Here is an 18,902-nt window from a genome sequence, read left to right on the forward strand (position 1 = left end):
ACGTTGTGCGACACCGCCCCGCCGGCGCAGAACCACACCCGTGTAGTTTTTCCGTTCCCGCGGCCAGGCTACCCCAGTGGAGTTCGATTTCCGAGCAATGCGCTACCGACACGAACATGTGTCGAGCCGTACAGAATCGCCGTTTCGAGATCGTTGCTCATGCCTGCGGAAATCCAGTCCGCACCGGGAAACCGCTGCCGAATCCGGGCCGCGATCGCGGCCAGCCGGGCGAACGCCTCGTCCGGTTCCCAGCCCAGCGGCGCCACCGCCATGACGCCACGCAGCCGTAGTGCCGGGCTCGCCGCGATCGCCTCGGCGACCTGTTCGACCATGCCGGTGACCGCACCGCCACGGTGCTCGTCGTCGTCCAGGCTCACCTGGACGAGGGCACCCAGCGGCTCGGTCCGCTCCGCCCGCTCGGCGGCCGCCGCCAGGGCGTCGACCAGCCTCAGGCTGTCCACGGAGTGCACCGCCGACGCGTACCGCACCACGGACCGGCACTTGTTGCGCTGGAGTTGTCCGACGAAGTGCCAGCGCAGGTCCTTGTCGCCGACGGCGGCCGCCTTGGGCGCGGCCTCCTGGTCACGGTTCTCCCCCACGTCGTGCACCCCGAGCGCGGCCAGCTCGGCGACGTCCTCGGCGGGGTAGGTCTTGGTGATCGCGACGAGTGTCACCTCGTCGGGCTCGCGACCGGCGGCCCGGCAGGCAGCGGCGATCCGCTCCCGCACCCGGGCAAGGTTCCGGCCGATCTCCTCGGTCCGCGCGTCGTCCACGATGGGTCAGCCTCTCAGAAGACCGAGGCGGCCGCTCGGAGCAGGTGCCCGAGCGGCCCCTCCGAACGGCCCGCCCGGGTGGCGTGACGGCCTGCAAAACCTGACAATCTACGCAATGCGGGGCGAATTATCGATGCTGGGCGGCGGCATCGCGCGACGGCGGCGACGTGGTCCTCGATGGCCGCGATGTTCAGCCGCACGGCCGCCCGTCCACCCCGGTGTCGCGCTACGGGATGGTGACGCGCAGTCGTGCGGGTGGCACTTGATCGCCCATGATCGCCGCTGGACCCGGATGGCGGGCTCCGTGTCGAGCGACTCCATGACAGATCATGGGAAAGATCCGGCTATCTGGGCAGCCACATTTTTCCCATGATCACGAGATCGAGCGGCACGGCGGCGGGACGGACCTGCACGAACACGAACACGGAGCCCCGCGAGGAGCTCCGTGATCATGAACACACCACGACGCGGCCCCGTCGGGGGCCGCGATCCCGCTTACGCGCCGTTCTTCAGGAAGTCCGGCACGTCCACGTCGTCGAACAGGACCCGCCTCGGCGGCGGCGGAGCCTGGCGCTCCTGCGGAGCGGGCTCCTTCGGCTGAGGGTGCGGGGTGCTGTGCTGGGGCCGGGGCGCGCGGGCCTCGACCGGACGGTACGCCGGGGCGCCGCCGTCGAAGCCGGCCGCGATGACCGTGACCCGGACCTCGTCGCCCAAGGCATCGTCGATCACGGCACCGAAGATGATGTTGGCGTCCGGGTGAGCGGCGTCGGTGACCAACTGCGCGGCGTCGTTGATCTCGAACAGGCCAAGGTCGGAGCCGCCGGCGATGGACAGCAGCACACCGCGGGCGCCGTCCATGCTCTGCTCCAGCAGCGGGCTGGAGATCGCCGACTCGGCGGCTTCGACCGCGCGGTTGTCGCCGCGGGCGCTGCCGATGCCCATGAGCGCGCTGCCCGCGCCGCTCATGACGCTCTTCACGTCGGCGAAGTCGAGGTTGATCAGGCCGGGTGTGGTGATCAGGTCGGTGATGCCCTGCACACCGGAGAGCAGCACCTGGTCGGCCTGGCGGAACGCGTCCATCATGCTGATGCCGCGGTCGCCGAGGGCCAGGAGCCGGTCGTTCGGGATCACGATGAGCGTGTCGCACTGGTTGCGCAGCTCCTCGATGCCCGCCTCGGCCTGCACCTGACGGCGCTTGCCCTCGAAGGAGAACGGCCGGGTGACCACGCCGATGGTGAGCGCGCCGAGCTTCCGCGCGATGTTCGCCACGACAGGCGCGCCGCCGGTGCCGGTACCGCCGCCCTCGCCGCAGGTGACGAAGACCATGTCGGCGCCCTTGAGCACCTCTTCGATCTCGTCCCGGTGGTCCTCGGCCGCGTTCTTGCCGACGTCCGGATTGGCCCCCGCACCCAGCCCGCGGGTCAGCTCCCGACCGACGTCGAGCTTGACGTCGGCGTCGCTCATCAGCAGCGCCTGTGCATCGGTGTTGATCGCGATGAACTCGACGCCCTTGAGGCCAACCTCGATCATGCGATTGACGGCATTCACCCCGCCGCCGCCGATGCCGACGACCTTGATGACCGCGAGATAGTTGTGCGGATGAGTCATCGGACCACCTTTCCTTTCGAGGTTGGCGAGCGCCGATCCTTCCCGGAGCCGTCGAACTGGTCGCACCAGACCCGAGCCCGACCCCGCGACGGGCGGCGTCCGCCAATGCGAACGCAGAGGGTGGAGGTCCCGCTAACCCTCACCCTTTACTAGAGGCTTATAGTTATGTCAACTAATGCCTTATCGCAAGGTAAGGGCCCGGCTGTCGTGATCCAAGGACCGCCACCCGGCGTGTCGGCTATTCGCCCACGACACCGTCGACCATTTCCCTAACGGCGTCGAGGTGTCCGTTGTGACGGGCGGTCTCCTCGATCATGTCCGGAGCACCCATCGGACGGAGACGTTCCTGCCGTTGCGCAGCCCGGCGCAGACCCTGTCGAGGCCCAGACCCTCCGTGAGCTTGCGGGAACGGTACCGCCGCGGCAGGAACTCGGCGGTGACCCCGCCCCGGCCGCCGGCGCCGCTCCAGGCCGGGGCGGCTCACCGCTCCACCACGACGCCCGGCGCGCTCACGTCGAGCGTGCGGCCGGGCGCCACCTCGGTGAACTGCAGCACGCGCACCTTGGCCTCGTTCTCCGTGGCGTCGCCCCAGACGATCACGCGGTCGTCGGTGAGCTCGAGCCGGATCCGCGTCGGCGACTCGGCGACGAGCGCGGTCATCGGCACCCGCAGCACGGGTGGAAGCGCGGCGAGGACCGTCAGCGCGGCCTTGGTGGTCGCGTCGCCCGGCTCCGGATCGGCGAGCCGCACGATCGGGAGCCCGACCGGCGCCGACTCGACCGGCAGGTAGGCGACGCCGTCCGCGGCGATCAGCGTGAACCCGCCGACCTTCGGCACGGCGGCCACGGCGGTGCGCTCCTCCACCGTGAGCACCAGCGTGTCCGGGAAGTCGGCCCGGGCGGTCACGGTGCGCACCGGCTTGAGCTCACGCACCCGGCGCTCGACCGCGCGACGGTCCAGCCGGGCCAGCGGCGTGCCGGGGCGGACGGCCGCCGCGGCACGTACCGCATCCGGGGAGAGCACCGACACGCCGAGGATCCGGATCCGCTCGACGCCCAGTGCCGGCGAGGCGAACACGACGGCCGCCGCCACGCCGAGGACCACGACGACCCCCAGCGCGATCAGCCACGGCCTTGCCGCGCGAAGACGCTCCCGCCTCGCCCGCTTCGCGAACCGCCGCACCGACTGGGGTGCGTCGCGAGGAGCGATGACGAGGCGCCATCCGCGCGTCTGGGTCAACGGCGATCAGTCCCCGCGGGAGTGGCGGCCGACGTACCCCGTCGAGGCGTTCTTGAGCGCGGCGAGCAGCTCGTCGCCCATCAGCGAGATCGGCGGGGCGCCCATGGTGACGACCACGTCGCCCTCCTGCGCGCGTGCGACGACCTCGCCGGGCACGTCCTCCCACGAGGGCACGAACACCTTGCGATCCTCGGGCAGGTCGACGGCGGCGGTCAGCGCCACCCCGCCCTCCCCCGGCTCGCGGAGCTCACCCGGCCCGAAGACCTCCATCACGATCGCTTCGTCGGCGAGCGACAGCGCCTCGGCGATCTCCGTCTGAAAATCCCGGGTTCGGTACATCCTGTAGGGCTGGAAGACTACGACGAGCCGGCCGCCCGCGGCGACCTCGCGCAGCGTCCGCAGCGCGGCGGCCATCGGGACCGGGTGGTAGGCGTACTCGTCGTAGATCTTCACGCCCGACTCGGTGCCCTTGAACTCGAACCGCCGCCGGACGCCCGGGAACGCGGCGAGCGCCTCGATCGCGGTCTCGGCCGGGATGCCCAGCCGCACCGCGGTGAGGATCGCGCCGGCCGAGTTGAGCCCGAGGTGGGCGCCCGGAACCGGCAGGAAGACCTCGCCGAGCGGGACGCCGTCGTGGTGGGCGACGTACCGCACACCGTTGACGGACGAGCGGACCTCGCTGATCTGCAGGTCGGCGTCGGGCGCGGTGCCGTAGGTGACCACGTCGGCGCCGTTGGCCCGGGCCCGCACCGCCATGCGCGTCGCCCCGGCGTCGTCGGCGCAGGTCACCACGAAGCCGCCCGGCTCGACCCGGCCGCAGAACTCCACGAAGGCGTCCTCGAGGCCCTGAAGGTCGCCGTAGGTGTTGAGATGGTCGGCGTCGATGTTCGTGACGACCGCGACGTGCGGGTTGTAGAGCAGGAACGACCGGTCGCTCTCGTCGGCCTCGGCCACGAACAGGTCGCCGCTGCCGTGGTGGGCGTTGGAGCCGGCCTCGGAGATCTCGCCGCCGATCACGAACGACGGGTCGGCCCCGCCGTGCTGGAGGATCAACGTGATCATCGACGTCGTCGTGGTCTTGCCGTGCGTGCCGGCGACGGCGATGCTGCGCCGGCCGACCATCGTCGCGGCCAGGGCCTCCGAGCGGTGCATCAGCCGCAGGCCGCGCTCGCGCGCCGTGACCAGCTCGATGTGGTCCTGCGGGATCGCCGTCGAGTAGACGACCGTGTCGACCCCGTCGAGGTTGGCCGGCTCGTGGGTGCGATAGATCGTGCCGCCGAGCGCCTTGAGGGCCGCCAGTTGCGGCCACTCGCGCAGCTCGCTGCCGGACAACGGGATGCCCCGGGTCAGCAGCAGCCGGGCGAGGCCGCTCATGCCGACCCCGCCGACACCGACGAGGTGGACCCGGCCGAGGTCCTCAGCGGTCAGCGGAGTGCTCATGCTCCCACCACCTTCAGCAGGTACTGCCGGAGCGCCTCGTCGCCGTCGCGGCGCCCGTAGCCGGCTGCCGCGCGGCTCATCGACTCGAGCCGGGCGCGGTCACGCACCAGCGGTACCACCGTTTCCATGACCCACTCGGGCGACAGGTCGCCGTCCTCGACGATCAGGCCGCCCCCCGCCTCGACCACCGGCAGCGCGTTGCGGCGCTGCTCGCCGTTGCCCCAGGGCAGCGGCACGTAGATCGCCGGCATGCCCACGGCCGCGGTCTCCGCGCAGGTCATCGCGCCGCCGCGGCAGAGTGCCAGGTCGCCGGCCGCGTAGCCGAGCTCCATCTCGGAGAGGAACTTGATCTTCACGTATGGCGCGGGGAGGCCGGTCGGCACCTCGACGTCGTCGTTGCGCGCACCGATGATGTGCAGGACCTGAACGCCCGATGCCGTGATCCGCTTGGCCGCGCCGGACACCGCCAGGTTGATCGACCGGGCGCCGGCCGACGCGCCGAACACGAACAGCGTCGGCAGATAGGGGTCGAGCCCGAAGTGCGCCCGCGCCTGCGCACGCAGCGCCGCGCGGTCGAGCCTGGCGATGCCCTGCCGCAGCGGGACACCCACCACCGCGGCGTTCGCCACGGCGGGCATCTGCCGCGCCTGGTGCGGGAAGCCGAGCACGATGTGCTTCGTGAATCGCATGCCCATCTTGTTGGCCACGCCGATCGGCACGTTGACCTCGTGGATGATCGTGGGCGTCTTGCGCCGCCAGGCGGCGAGGTAGGCGGGAACGGAGACGTAGCCGCCGAAGCCGACCACCGCGTCGGCGCCGACCTCGTCGAGGATCTCGCGGGTCGCCTTCGCCGCCTTCCACATCCGGTCGGGCGTGCGGACCAGGCTCATGTTCACCGACCGCGGCAGTTGGTAGGCCGGGACGTGGCGCAGTTCATAGCCGCGCTGCGGGATGATCTCCGACTCCATGCCCCGCGGCGATCCGATGCAGGTGATGCGCAGATCGGGGTCGTGCCTGCGCAGGCAGTCGGCGAAGGCGAGCAGCGGGTAGATGTGTCCGCCGGTGCCTCCGCCGGCCAGCACCACCGAGCGCAGCGCTGCCATCAGGTGCTCCTTCCGCGGGTCGGCCCCGAGAGCGTCGTGGGCCGGCCCGTCGCGCGTGTCGAGGGGGCCTCGCCGTCGTCGTCCGCGCGGGCGCGCGGCAACGGCGGCAACGGCGCCCAGAGTAGTCGCACCCATTTCCGCGGCGGACGGGCGTGCATGGCTCGCGCGCAGTCCGGCTCGGCGCGGGCCGCCGACGTGAGCATCCCGGCCGCGCCGAGCGCCACCACCAGCGCGCTGCCGCCGTCGGAGATGAACGGCAGGGGCAGGCCCGTGATCGGCATCAGGCCGACGACACCGCCGATGTTGATGATCGCCTGGCCGACGAACCAGATCGTGATCGACGCGGCGACGAGCCGCCGGAAGGGGTCCTCGACCCTCCTGGCGATGCGCAGCCCGGTGTACGTCAGCATGCCGAAGAGCAGCAGGATCACCAGGCACCCGACGACGCCGAGTTCCTCGGCGACGATCGCGAAGATGAAGTCGTTGTGCGCGTTGGGCAGGCGGCCCCACTTCAGGTGCCCCTCGCCAAGGCCCACGCCGAACCAGCCGCCGTTGGCGACCGCCCAGAGGCCGCGGAGGTACTGGTACCGCCCCTTCTCGGCGTCCGGATCGATGCTCGGGTCGAAGAAGACCTTGATCCGGTCCAGCCGGTAGTCCTTGCCGGCGGGGAACAGGATGAGCGCCACGATGCCGGCGAGCGCGAACCCGCCCAGCCAGCCGAAGACCGGCAGCCGTGCCCCGGCCGCCCAGAGCAGGCCGGTGAAGAGCACGACCATGCAGATCATCGACCCGAGGTCGTTGTAGCCGACGAGGACGAGCAGCCCGACGGTCACCGGGAGCAGCGGCATGAGTAGCTGGCGCCACGCCAGGATGCTGCGCCCCTTGCGCACCAACAGGTCGGCGCCCCACACGACAAGGGCGATCTTGGCCAGCTCCGCGGGCTGGAGCTGCAACCCGCCGACGTGCAGCCACAGGTCTTCGACCCAGATCGGCCCGAGGCGGATGGCCGTCACCTCGGCGCCGGGCGGCGTGCGCCGGGCGGCCAGCCATCCCATGAGGTCGACGAACCCCATGAGGACGAAGGCGCCGATCAGCAGCGGTGCCGCCACCGCACGGAACGTCCGGACCGGCAGCCGCTGGCAGACCCAGAAGGCGATCAGGCCGACGACTCCGGACAGGATCTGCTTGGCGATCGAGGTGAAGGGGCTACCCGTGGTGGCGTAGTTGTCGATGCTGGTGACGGAGAAGACCATGACGAGGCCGATGAAGACCAGGAGGCCGATGCTGGAGAGCAGCAGGTAGTACGAGGCGAGCGGTCGGTCGAGGAGCCCCCGCAGCGTGTCGAGCCACGCGGTCGGCCACCCTCCGCCGGTTGCCGTCTCCTGATCTCCCTCACCGCGCATGGGGACCATCATCCGTCGGCACCCCCGCCACGTTCCCGACCACCGCTCCGCGTGTCGCACCCAACGCCTCTTCATATGCGTCGATCTTGCAGTTGTGGTGCCGAGACACTCCCAACTCGTCCGGGTTTGTCAGGCACCACAACTGCAAGATCGACGCTGTCGTTCGGAGGGGTCAGCCGGAGCCGCTCATCACCCGCAGGAAGTCGGCCGCGAACAGGCCCAGGGAGGCGGCCATGCCGAGGCCGGCGATGATCCAGAACCGGACCACGATGTTGACCTCGCTCCAGCCGGCCAGCTCGAAGTGGTGCTGGAGGGGCACCATGCGGAAGATGCGCTTGCCGGTCGTGCGGTAGGAGCCGATCTGCATGATCCAGGTCACCACGATGATGAAGAACAGCAGGCCCATCAGCGGCAGCAGCAGGATCGTCTTCGTGGCCAGCGCCAGGCCGGCGATCAGCGAGCCCAGGGCCATCGAGCCGGTGTCGCCCATGAAGATCCGCGCGGGCGAGGTGTTCCACCACAGGAAGCCGACCAGGGCGCCCACCGCGGCGCCGGCGATGAGGGCCATCTCCAGCGGGTCGCGCACGTCGTAGCAGTAGCCGGCCGTGTACGACTCGTCGGCGCACCAGTGACGGTACTGCCAGAAGGCGATCGCCATGTAGCTGCCGATGACCAGGATCGAGGTGCCCGTCGCGAGGCCGTCGAGGCCGTCGGTCAGGTTCACCGCGTTCGACATCGACATGACGACGAACACGAAGAAGATGACCGCGCCGATCTTGGTGATGTTGAACCAGTCGATGTCGTGCACCCACGACAGCTTCGGACTGGCCACCGTCGTGACGACCTGCCGGCCGGTCTGCGTCGCCGGCACGTACAGCGCGATGGCCCCGAAGATCGCGCCGATCAGCGCCTGGCCGATGAGCTTGCCGCGCTTGTTGAGCCCGTCGCTGTTGCGCTTGGCGACCTTGAGGTAGTCGTCGAGAAAGCCGAGGAGACCGGTGAAGACGAAGAGGCCGAGCAGCACCACGGCGGTGGCGGTCGGGCCGCTCGGGCGCAACTGCTTCTCCGGCAGGGTGGTCAGCGCGATGTGCCCGCCGGTGTAGGCGACGAGCGTGGCGAAGATGAACACCACGCCGCCCATGGTGGGCGTGCCCTTCTTGCCGAGGTGGGTCTGCGGACCCTCGGTGCGGATGGGCTGGTCCGCCTTGAGGCGGGTGAAATACCTGATCGCGATCGGCGTGCCGAACAGCGAGATGAGAAACGCCACGAAGGCCGCGACGAAGACGGCCCTCACTTGGCGGACACCCCGCCCGGCTCATCGTGGGAACGCAGGGCGTCCACGACGTCCCAGGTCCGGTACCGCGATCCCTTGACGAGGACCACGTCGCGCGGAAGCAGCGAGCCGCGCAGCAGCGCGACGGCGGCCTCCTGATCGGTCACGAGCACCGAGTCTCCTCCCCAACTCGCCACGGCGGCCGCCCCGTCCAGGATCGGCGCGGCCTGCTCGCTCACGGCGATGAGGCGGTCGACGCCGAGTTCCGCGGCGAGGCGACCGACCTCCTCATGGCCGGCTCGCTCGTACTCGCCCAGCTCCGCCATGAAGCCGAGCACTGCGATCTTGCGCCGCCCGCCGGCCACCGCGGCGAGCGCGTGCAGCGCCGCCGCCATGGACGCCGGATTGGCGTTGTACGAGTCGTCGATGACCGTGACATCGTCGGCACGGTCGAAGACATCCATCCTTCGGGTGGACAAACCCTCCCGGTCACCGAGGGCCGCGGCGATCGCGGCCGGTGCCACCCCGGCGTGCGACGCCACGGCGGCGGCGAGGAGCGCGTTGCCGACCTGGTGCCGTCCCGCGGCCGCCAGCCGGACCGGGACCGGCGAGGCGCCCGGGACGTGGAGCGTGAAGCCGAACCGGCCGCGCTCCAGCGCGACCACGTCGGTGCCCCGGATCTCGGCGGCCTCCGACTCGCCCGCCAGCATCACGCGGGCGGACGTCCGCGCGGCCATCGCGCGCACCCGGTCGTCGTCGGCGTTGAGGACCGCGAGGCCGGCCGGCGCGAGCGCCTCGACCAGCTCGCCCTTCGCCAGCGCGATGCCCTCGACGGAGCCGAACTCGGCGAGATGCGAGTTGCCGACGTTGATCACGACGGAGACGTCGGGCCGGGCGATGCCGCAGAGGTACCGCAGATGCCCGACCCCGCGCGCGCCCATCTCCAGCACCAGGAAACGGGTCTCCGCGGTGACCTTGAGGACGGTGTACGGCGTGCCGAGCTCGTTGTTCTCGGAGCCGGCCGTGGCGACCGCGGGCGCCCGGACCGCCAGCAGCTTGGCGATGAGGTCCTTGGTGCTGGTCTTGCCGGACGAGCCGGTGATCGCGACGACGGTGAGGTCCGGCAGCCGCTCCAGCACGGCGTGCGCGAGCAGGCCCAGCGCGTGCCGGGGGTCCTCCACCACGATCGTCGGCACGTCGGGGACGGGCCGGCTGCCCAAAACGCCGACGGCGCCGTCGGCGACCGCCTTGGCGGCGAAGTCGTGGGCGTCGACCTTCTCGCCGACGAACGCGACGAACAGCCCGCCGGGCCCGACCTTGCGGGAGTCGTACTCGACCGGGCCGTCGACCACGGGCGAGCCGTCGGAGCCGTGCAGCGCGCCGCCGGTGATCGAGGCGATGTCCGCCAGCGTCAGCGGGATCACGAGGCCGCCGCCGTCCGGAGTGCGGCCGCCAGCTCGACCCGGTCGTCGAACGGCAGGACCTCGCCGTCGACCTCCTGGCCGCGCTCGTGCCCCTTGCCCAGCAGGGTCACCACGTCGCCGGGCCCGGCCTGCGCGACGGCGTAGACGATGGCGGCCCGGCGCCCGTCGACCTCGACGACCGTGGCGGTGCCCTCGCGGGTCCCGGCGAGGATCTCGGCACGGATCTTCGCCGGATGCTCGGTGCGCGGGTTGTCGTCGGTGACGACGACCAGGTCGGCGCCCTGCGCGGCGGCCCGGCCCATCAGCGGGCGCTTGCCGCGGTCGCGGTCCCCGCCGGCGCCGACGACGCAGATGACCCGCCCGCCGCGCGCGGCGGCGAGGGTGCGCAGGGCGGCGAGCACCTCGACCATGGCGTCGGGCTTGTGCGCGTAGTCGACGACCCCGACGACGTCGCCCGGCGCGTCGACCCGCTCCATCCGCCCCGGCGAGCCGGGCGCGGCGGCCACGGCCGGGCCCGCGACCTCCAGGTCGACGCCGACGGCGACGAGAGCGGCGATGGCGAGCAGGGCGTTGGCCACGTTGTGCCGGCCGGGCAACTGGACGCCGGAGCGCACCGAGCGCCCCCGGTGGAGCACCGTGAACGACTGGGCGTAGCCGTCGACGGTGACGTCGGTCGCCCGGAAGTCGGCGCCGTCGGTGCCGGCCGCCGAATACGTCCACGTGTCCGGCTTGCGCAGCTTCATGACGTCGGCGTCGTCGAGGTTGAGGATCTCGATCGCGGCCCGGCCGTCGAAGAGCCGCGCCTTGGCCGCGTAGTAGGCGTCCACGTCCGGGTGGAAGTCGAGATGGTCCAGGCCGAAGTTGGTGTAGCCGGCGGCGGCGAACCGCACTCCGCCGACCCGGCCGAGCTCCAGCGCGTGGCTGGACACCTCCATCACCACCGACCGCACGCCGTGCTCCAGCGCCGCGGCGAACAGCGCGTGCAGGTCCGTCGCCTCGGGTGTGGTGCGGGCGCTCTCGACGACCAGGTCGCCCAGCCGCGTCTCGACGGTGCCGATGAGCCCGGTGACGTGCCCGGCGGCCCGCAGGCCGGCCTCGACGAGATACGCGGTGGAGGTCTTGCCCGCCGTCCCGGTGATGCCCACGATGGTCAGGCGGCGGCTGGGCTCGCCGTACACCTTCGAGGCGATGTCCCCGAGCGCGGCCCGCGGGTCGTCGACCACGACGACGGGCAGGCCCTGCGCCCTGGCCGCGCCGGCGGTGTCGGTGAGCACCGCGACCGCCCCGTTGGCCACCGCCTCCGGGATGAACTGTGCGCCGTGGACGCGCGAACCGGGCAGCGCGGCATAGAGGTCACCCTGGCGAATCGAAGAGCTACTGTGTGTCACTCCGGTGACGGCGACATCTCCCACGCCCCCCAGCTCGGCGATGAGCACGGGGCGGACATTCCTCGGACGGGGATAGCCGGGCACGGGGTCAGACCCTACCCGCCCCACCGCTGGACGCCAGACCCGGTGTCACGGGTAGATCGTCAACTTCGGGGGCTGGGTGCCGGTGGGAACGACACCGAAGTTGCTCAGGGTGACCGCCATCATCTCCTTGAACACCGGCGCGGCCACCGAGCCGCCACCGCCGCCGGGCACGTGGGCGTTCACCGCCACGATGTACCGCGGAGCCTCCGCCGGCGCCATGCCGATGAACGACACCACGTCACCGGACGCGTACCCGCCGTTCTCCGCCAGCTTCGACGTGCCGGTCTTGCCCGCGATCCGGTACCCCGGGATCGACGCCTGGCGGCCGGTCGCCTCGTCGAGCGTGGTGACACCTTCGAGCATGACGCGCAGCTCCTGGGCGTGCCGCGGGTCGAGCACCCGGCGGGTCTGCTGGGCCGGCGGCTTCGTCGGCGAGCCGTCCGGGGCGATGATCTTGCGGACCAGGGTGGGCTGCACCCAGAGGCCGTCGTTGGCGATCGCGCCGTACGCGGCGGCCATCTGGATCGCCGTCGTGGCGAAGCCGTTGCCGATCGGGATCGAGCCCGGGTCGGAGCCGCTCCACTTCCCCGGCGGCTGCAGCAGGCCGGCCGACTCGTTGGGCAGGCCGACGCCGGTCCGCTCGCCGAGACCGAACTTCCGCTGGTACTCGTACACCTTGTCCTTGCCGAGCTGATCGGCGACGGCGATCGTGCCGACGTTCGACGACAGCGCCAGGATGCCCGGGACGGTCATCTGCGTGCCGTTCTTCTGCGGCGGGTGGTCCTTGTAGGTGACGCCGCCCTTCCTCGCCTCGGAGTTGACGGTGACCGTGCTGGTGGGCGTGATGATGCCCTCCTGGAGCGCCGCGCCCATGATGATCGCCTTGTGGATCGAGCCGGGGTCGAACACCGTCGCCGTGCACTGGTCCTTGAGCTGACCGGGCGGCGACTTGCCGGGATCCGCCGCGGCGAACGACGGATAGCTCGCCATCGCCATGACCTCCATCGTCCGGGCGTCCAGCACGATGGCGCTTGCGAAGCTGGCGCCCAGCGGCTGCATGCGCTCGAAGAGCGTGTTCTGGATCGAGTACTGCAGGTCGGCGTCGATCGTCAGCTCGACCGAGCTGCCCGGGTGGGCCGGCTTCAGCTCGTCGTACCCCCGCGGCAGCGGCTTGTCCAGGTCGCCTTCGCCCCGCTCGTACACGTGGAGGCCGTCGACGCCACGCAACTGGGCGTCGTACTGCTGCTCGATGCCGAGCTGGCCGGCCAGGTCGCTCTTCCTGGTGAACCCGATGATGTTGGACGCCAGGTCGTAGCCGGGGATCTCGCGGCGCTCGTCACGGGAGACCCGCAGCGCGCCGACGCCGAGCGCCTTGATGCGGTCGCCGTCGGCGACGTCGATCTGGTGCGCGAGGTACTCGAAGCGCACGTTGGTCTTGCCGTCCGCGGTCTTGTGCGGCGTCAGCTTGCGGACCAGGTCGGAGCGCAGGACGCCGTACTTGTCGAGGATCGTGAAGAGCTTGTCGGCGAGCGCCTCGGGGTCCTGGACGATCATCGGGTCCGCGGCGACGAACCGGGTCTCGACCGAGTGCACGAGGATCTTGCCGTTGCGGTCCAGGATCGCGCCGCGCGACGCGGGCAGCACCTCGGGGACCAGGCGATCCCTGAGGCCCTCGGCGGCGTATGCGCTGGCGTCGGTCAGTTGTAGCTGGACGAGCCGCACGCCGATCGCGGCGAACATCAGCAGCGCGAGCACGGTGGCCAGGCGCAGCCGGCGGCGCGGCTCGGCGAGCTTCGGCAGCCCGGGCCGCCGGGCCGGCCGCGGAACCTTGACCCGGCTCTGCTTGCGGGGCTTCCGCACGGGAGTGGCACCTCGCCCGGCCGTCCGTTTCGCCGCGGCGGTACGGGCCGTGCCGCCCTTCACGGGCGTGGCGGCGACGGTGCGCTCGGCCGTCCTCGCCGTCCGGCGCTGCGCCGCCTTCTGCGGTGCCGCCTTCGGGGACGCCGCCTGTTGCGGGTTCGCCTGACGCGCGGTCTTCTGCGGGTTCGTCCGGCGCGGCTGGGCCGAACGGCCGCCCTGGAGGACCTCCAGCGCCGGGCGGAAGGGGTCGCCGCGACCGCCGGCCTCCACCGACGCGTCGCGGACCGACCGGCCCCGCGGTGTGAACCGCCGGGCCTCGGACATGGTGCCGCGTACCGGCGGCTCACCCGTACCGCCGCCGCTGCGGCTCCGGTCGCCCCCCGTGCGGGAACGGGCGGTCGCGCCGGCACCCCCTGCGCCCGCGCGCCCGCCCGTCCGCTGACGCCCGTCCACTCCACGACCGGCCGCGTCCCGGCGTTCCGTGCTGCTCCGCCGATCAGGAGTGTCGCCCGCCATCGCCCCGAACTTCCCGTCGTCTGTCCACTATGGACTTGGTAACCGCCTGACTACTTGCCCGGACCGGGCATCTCCAACTTGGTGCCGTCGGGCAGCAGCAGGAAGGCCGGGGTGCGCGAGGGCACCAGACCCAACTGCTTCGCCCGCGACGCGAGGGTCACCGGCGACTCCTTGTTGGCCAGGTCGCTGCGCAGCCGCTGCTCGTCCTGGTCGAGGCTGGACTGCTTGGTCTTCAACGCGTCGAGCTTGAAGGCGTTCTCGGCGATCCTGGTGTTGAGCACCAGGATGCCGATGACGCCGGCGAGCACCAGCACCAGCACGAGCGCCACGAAGGGCGCCCGCGGCGCACTGACCGGTGCCGGCGGTGCCACCCGCAACCGGGTGGACGTCTTCTTGGCGGGCGTGCCGACCGGTGTCGTGGTCTCGCGCGCCGGCTGAAGCGCCGTCGCGCCGTCGGTCAAGTTGTCCGGAAGCCTCGGCTCAGCCGCACGCGCCGTGGTCCGGCCCCCCGACCGCGGTGCTGCCTGCTGAGTGCTGCGCTGCCGGTTGGCCGGCAGTGTCGTCACGTTCATCACACCTCCCCCGATGTGTCTGTCCTGTTCGGACGGTCCTGTCGCGCCACGGCGCGGAGTCGCACGGACGCCGCCCGCGGGTTGGCCGCGATTTCGGCCGCGTCGGGAAGCTCGGCCCCCCGGGTGAGCGCCCGCAGCTTGGGTTCACTGCCGGGCGGCTCGAACGGCAGCTCGACCGGCACGGTCGAGCGGGTCCGCTCGGCGATCGCCTGCTTGACCAGGCGGTCCTCGAGCGACTGGTACGACATCACCACCAGGCGCCCGCCCGGCTTCAGCGCGTCGAGCGCCGCCGGAACGGCCCGCTCGAGGGCGGCGAGCTCGCCGTTGACCTCGATGCGGAGCGCCTGGAACGTGCGCTTGGCCGGGTGACCGCCGGTCCGTCGTGCCGGTGCGGGGATGGCCTCGCGGACGAGTTCGGCAAGGCGGGCCGAACTCGCGAGCGGGGCCTTGGCCCGTTCCCGGACGACGAACTGGGCGATACGGGAGGCGAACTTCTCCTCGCCGTACACCCGGAGGACCCGGGTCAGGTCACCATGGCTGTAGGTGTTGACCACCTCGGCCGCGGTGATGCCGCGGGTCTGATCCATGCGCATGTCCAGCGGCGCGTCCTGGGCGTAGGCGAACCCGCGGGCGGCGTCGTCCAACTGCATCGACGAGACGCCCAGGTCGAACAGGCCCCCGTCGATCCGCTCACCGCCCAGCACCTCGGGCAGTTCGTCGTAGACGGCGTGCACGAGACGGATCCGGTCGGCGAACGGCGCCAACCGCTGACCCGCAAGGCCCAGCGCTCGCGGGTCACGGTCCAGGCCGAGCAGGCGCACCCGCGGGTGCGCACGCAGCACGGCCTCGGCGTGACCTCCGAGGCCGAGCGTGGCGTCGAGGTACAACGCGCCCGGCCGGGCCAGCGCCGGAGAGAGCAGCTCGAGGCAGCGCTCGAGCAGCACGGGAACATGGATGCCCCGCTCCCCCATCGTCGACCCCCTACCGCGGCGGGTTCGCGGCCCGCCGATACTGCTGATCATGCATGCCCAGCGCGCCGGTTCCTCAATCCCGATCACGCGCACAGGTGCGGTAGTGCACGAGCGCCGTACCGCCAGCTCCCCATCCGCTCGCTCCGCCCTGGCACCGGGGAAGTGGTGTCAGGACATAGGAGCGGCTGGAGAACTCGCGGTACGGCTGCCACGAGGGGTTCGCCTGGCCTGGCTCGATGCGGCTTCGCCGGACCGAGCCGGACCAGGCGCTGCAGATGGACTTCACAGCCCGCCCGGCAGCACCCCCTCCTCGATTCCAGCGAAGTCCTCTTCGCTTTCGGCGAGATAGGTGTCCCACGACTGCCGGTCCCAGATCTCCACCCGGGTGCTCGCACCGATCACGACAAGCTCGCGGTCCAGCCCGGCATATTCGCGGAGATGCTGCGGGATGGTGACCCGGCCCTGCCGGTCGGGAACCTCGTCGTGAGCGCTGGCGAAGAACACCCGGCTGTAGGCCCGGGCGGCTTTGTGGGTCATCGGTTGAGCGTGAAGCTGCTCGGCGATCCGACTGAACTCGGCGGTCGGGAACACGTAGAGGCAGCGTTCCTGTCCCTTGGTGATCACGACACCTCCCGCCAGCTCATCCCGGAACTTGGCCGGCAGGATCAACCGGCCCTTGTCGTCGAGGCGGGGAGTGTGGGTGCCGAGAAACATCGACAACCACCCCTTCCCACCGCAAGCGGTCCCCCCGGGGCCGGCCGAGCCCCCCGGCTCCGCCATCGCGCTCCACTGTACTCCACTTCCCTCCACCGTCAACGGAAAACCACCCGATGCGACCCCGGGGTCCATGAAGAATTCCCACGTCAAACGGGGTGAGGCCGGGTGGAGGACGGTGGAGGTGACCGTTTCGCCGATGGGTGATTCCGGTGATCCAGTCACGCCGCAAATCGGGCGAAGCATCCCACGAGGGCGGAGTTCACCGAGGTGGCCAAGCCGCGCCGCGCTCCGGTGGAGGAAAGTGGAGCAATTCCGGGCCCGGCGGTGGGGTCGAGTGGGGGCTCCCCGGAACGGTCGCGGGAGGGCTCGGGAGCGCTCGGGAGGGTCGGCCGATTGGGAGTGTCGCGGCGGCCGGGTAGGGTCAGCGCATCCCGAACACCGTGGAAGCGAGATGACGGACAACAAGCTGCCGATGCGGGCCAAGCTCGCCACCTCGATATCGCGCGGTGCCGCCGCGCTGTCCCGCGCCACCGGCCGGGGGGACGGTTCGGTCATCGGCGGCCGGATCGGCCTGATGATCGACCCCAACCTGCTCGCCGAGCTCGCCGCGGGCCGCCAGATCGCCCTGATCTCCGGCACCAACGGCAAGACCACCACGACGCGGCTCACCGCGGCGGCGATGGGCGTGCTCGGCCCGGTCGCCACCAACAGTCTCGGCGCCAACATGCCGACCGGGCACACGTCGGCCCTGGCGAAGGCCGGTACCACGCCCTTCGCGGTGCTGGAGGTCGACGAGCACTACCTGAAGCAGGTGCTCGACCAGACCAGGCCGAAGGTCGTCGCGCTGCTCAACCTGAGCCGAGACCAGCTCGACCGGGCCAAGGAGGTCGCCATGATGGCGGCCCTGTGGCGCGACGCGCTGCCCGGCCGCGGGCTGCACATCGTCGCCAACGCCGACGACCCGATGGTGGTCTGGGCCGCCGGCAAGGCCGTCGCCGAGGGCACCGCGGTCACCTGGGTCGCCGCCGGCCAGCGGTTCCACGACGACTCGTGGGTGTGCCCGGAGTGCGGCGCGTCCATCGAGCGCACCGGCGAGCAGTGGTCCTGCGCGCAGGGCAACCTGACGCGCCCGATCCCCCACTGGACGGTCAGCGGCGACGGCGTCGTCGACAACACCGGGACGTACCACCACATCGAGCTCCAGCTCCCCGGCCGGGTCAATCGCGCGAACGCCGCGACCGCCCTGGCCGTGGCCGCGCAGTTCGGCGTCCCGCCGGCCAAGGGCGTGCCCGAGCTGTCGAAGGTCGCCTCCATCGCCGGCCGCTACGCCACGGTGGTCCGTGAGGGGCGCACCATCCGGCTGCTGCTGTCGAAGAACCCGGCCGGCTGGCTGGAGGCGTTCGACATGGCCGAGGACGTGCCGACCCTGCTGTCGATCAACGCCCGCGACCCCGACGGCCTCGACACCTCGTGGCTCTACGACGTCGACTTCTCCCCGCTGCGCGGCCGGCGGGTCCTCGTGACCGGCGACCGGGCGATGGACCTGGCCGTGCGCCTGGAGGTCAACGAGGTGCCGTTCGAGCACGTGAAGTCGTTCGGGCAGGCGCTGTCCCTGGTGCCTCCGGGCCGCCTGGAGGTCATCGCCAACTACACCGCATTCCAGGACATCCGAGCGGAGCTGGACCGTGTCAACTGAGTCGCACCTTCGTCTCATCTGGCTGTACCCCGACCTGCTGTCGACCTATGGCGACCGGGGCAACCTGCTGATCCTCGCCCGGCGCGCGGACCTGCGGGGCCTGCCGGTCGAGTGCGCCGAGGTCCGGGCCGACCAGCCGGTCCCGTCGGACGGCGACGTCTACCTGATCGGCGGCGGCGAGGACGGCCCGCAGGCGCTGGCCGCGCAACGTCTCGTCACCGACGGCGGCCTGCACAGGGCGGTCGACCGCGGCGCGACGGTATTCTCGGTCTGCGCCGGCTACCAGTTGATGGGCCACGCCTTCTTCGCCAAGGGCACCAAGTGCGCCGGCCTCGGCCTGCTCGACATCACGTCGGACCGCGGCGAGACCCGGGCGGTCGGCGAGCTGGCCGGCGAGTGCGACCCGATGCTGGGACTGCCGACGCTGACCGGTTTCGAGAACCACGGCGGCCGCACCCACCTGGGCCAGGGCGTCCGCCCGGTGGCCCGGGTGACGTCGGGCATCGGCAACGACGGCGCGTCCGAGGGCGCCTGGCACGGCAGGATCCTGGGCACGTATTCGCACGGCCCCGCCCTGGCCCGCAACCCCGCGCTCGCCGACCTGCTGCTGCGCTGGGCGACCGGCCTGACGCTGGAGCCGATCGACGACCGCTGGCCGACCCGCCTCCGCGAGGAGCGCCTGTCCGCGGTCCGCTGACCTCGCTCCCGGCGGCTTTGGCGCCGCGCGACCCGGGCCGGCCGCGGACCCCAAGCCGGGTGAGCTTCGCAAGCCGGACACGCACCAACGCGCGACGGCGGGCGGCCGGCACCTGCGAACGCCGTGGCCCGGCGCCGC

Annotated in this window: 16 protein-coding genes; 2 read left to right on the top strand and 14 right to left on the bottom strand. The window is 71.6% G+C overall.

The window, feature by feature from the left end:
- Nucleotides 1-68 precede the first annotated feature (68 nt).
- From Drose_RS29575 to mraZ, 14 genes are all read right to left on the bottom strand, one after another.
- A complete protein-coding gene (locus Drose_RS29575) occupies nt 69-773 on the bottom strand; it encodes a YggS family pyridoxal phosphate-dependent enzyme (protein ID WP_260724566.1) in 705 nt (234 codons plus the stop codon).
- Between the two features lie 495 nt (nt 774-1,268).
- A complete protein-coding gene (ftsZ, locus tag Drose_RS29580) occupies nt 1,269-2,381 on the bottom strand; it encodes a cell division protein FtsZ (protein ID WP_260724567.1) in 1,113 nt (370 codons plus the stop codon).
- Between the two features lie 238 nt (nt 2,382-2,619).
- Nucleotides 2,620-2,712 carry a mycothiol transferase gene (locus tag Drose_RS29585; RefSeq protein WP_313899946.1) on the bottom strand — a complete coding sequence of 31 codons (93 nt, stop codon included), beginning with the start codon at nt 2,710-2,712 and terminating at the stop codon, nt 2,620-2,622.
- Between the two features lie 149 nt (nt 2,713-2,861).
- Nucleotides 2,862-3,620 (bottom strand): cell division protein FtsQ/DivIB, encoded by a 759-nt coding sequence (locus tag Drose_RS29590; RefSeq protein ID WP_260724568.1) that lies wholly within the window; start codon nt 3,618-3,620, stop codon nt 2,862-2,864.
- A 6-nt stretch (nt 3,621-3,626) separates the two neighbouring features.
- Nucleotides 3,627-5,060 carry a UDP-N-acetylmuramate--L-alanine ligase gene (murC, locus tag Drose_RS29595; RefSeq protein ID WP_260724569.1) on the bottom strand — a complete coding sequence of 478 codons (1,434 nt, stop codon included), beginning with the start codon at nt 5,058-5,060 and terminating at the stop codon, nt 3,627-3,629.
- Nucleotides 5,057-6,163: an undecaprenyldiphospho-muramoylpentapeptide beta-N-acetylglucosaminyltransferase gene (gene murG, locus Drose_RS29600; protein ID WP_260724570.1), complete on the bottom strand. Its 1,107-nt coding sequence runs from the start codon at nt 6,161-6,163 to the stop codon at nt 5,057-5,059. The genes murC and murG overlap by 4 nt, the downstream gene beginning before the upstream one ends.
- Complete coding sequence (locus tag Drose_RS29605; RefSeq protein WP_260724571.1) at nt 6,163-7,566, bottom strand: FtsW/RodA/SpoVE family cell cycle protein; 1,404 nt, start codon at nt 7,564-7,566, stop codon at nt 6,163-6,165. Before Drose_RS29605 ends, murG begins: the two co-directional genes overlap by 1 nt.
- 172 nt (nt 7,567-7,738) lie before the next feature.
- Nucleotides 7,739-8,860, bottom strand: coding sequence for a phospho-N-acetylmuramoyl-pentapeptide-transferase (gene mraY / locus Drose_RS29610; RefSeq protein WP_260724572.1), 1,122 nt, complete (start codon nt 8,858-8,860; stop codon nt 7,739-7,741).
- Nucleotides 8,857-10,263 carry a UDP-N-acetylmuramoyl-tripeptide--D-alanyl-D-alanine ligase gene (locus Drose_RS29615; RefSeq protein WP_260724573.1) on the bottom strand — a complete coding sequence of 469 codons (1,407 nt, stop codon included), beginning with the start codon at nt 10,261-10,263 and terminating at the stop codon, nt 8,857-8,859. Before Drose_RS29615 ends, mraY begins: the two co-directional genes overlap by 4 nt.
- Nucleotides 10,260-11,735, bottom strand: coding sequence for a UDP-N-acetylmuramoyl-L-alanyl-D-glutamate--2,6-diaminopimelate ligase (locus Drose_RS29620; protein ID WP_260724574.1), 1,476 nt, complete (start codon nt 11,733-11,735; stop codon nt 10,260-10,262). Before Drose_RS29620 ends, Drose_RS29615 begins: the two co-directional genes overlap by 4 nt.
- A gap of 45 nt (nt 11,736-11,780) precedes the next feature.
- The gene (locus Drose_RS29625) at nt 11,781-13,919 is read right to left on the bottom strand and encodes a peptidoglycan D,D-transpeptidase FtsI family protein (protein ID WP_260724575.1); all 2,139 of its coding nucleotides are present in this window, start codon (nt 13,917-13,919) and stop codon (nt 11,781-11,783) included.
- Nucleotides 13,920-14,161: 242 nt separating this feature from the next.
- On the bottom strand, nt 14,162-14,683 hold the full coding sequence (locus Drose_RS29630) for a hypothetical protein (RefSeq protein ID WP_260724576.1): 522 nt from the start codon (nt 14,681-14,683) through the stop codon (nt 14,162-14,164).
- Nucleotides 14,683-15,654, bottom strand: coding sequence for a 16S rRNA (cytosine(1402)-N(4))-methyltransferase RsmH (rsmH, locus tag Drose_RS29635; protein ID WP_313899947.1), 972 nt, complete (start codon nt 15,652-15,654; stop codon nt 14,683-14,685). The genes Drose_RS29630 and rsmH overlap by 1 nt, the downstream gene beginning before the upstream one ends.
- A 282-nt stretch (nt 15,655-15,936) precedes the next feature.
- Complete coding sequence (gene mraZ / locus Drose_RS29640; RefSeq protein WP_260724577.1) at nt 15,937-16,368, bottom strand: division/cell wall cluster transcriptional repressor MraZ; 432 nt, start codon at nt 16,366-16,368, stop codon at nt 15,937-15,939.
- 454 nt (nt 16,369-16,822) lie between these two features.
- Here mraZ and Drose_RS29645 point away from each other — a divergent pair, with 454 nt between their 5' ends.
- On the top strand, nt 16,823-18,067 hold the full coding sequence (locus tag Drose_RS29645; protein ID WP_260724578.1) for a MurT ligase domain-containing protein: 1,245 nt from the start codon (nt 16,823-16,825) through the stop codon (nt 18,065-18,067).
- A complete protein-coding gene (locus Drose_RS29650; RefSeq protein ID WP_260724579.1) occupies nt 18,057-18,764 on the top strand; it encodes a type 1 glutamine amidotransferase in 708 nt (235 codons plus the stop codon). The genes Drose_RS29645 and Drose_RS29650 overlap by 11 nt, the downstream gene beginning before the upstream one ends.
- The last annotated feature ends 138 nt before the right edge of the window (nt 18,765-18,902 follow it).

This window comes from Dactylosporangium roseum, from assembly GCF_025264685.1.
Classification (GTDB): Bacteria; Actinomycetota; Actinomycetes; order Mycobacteriales; family Micromonosporaceae; genus Dactylosporangium; species Dactylosporangium roseum.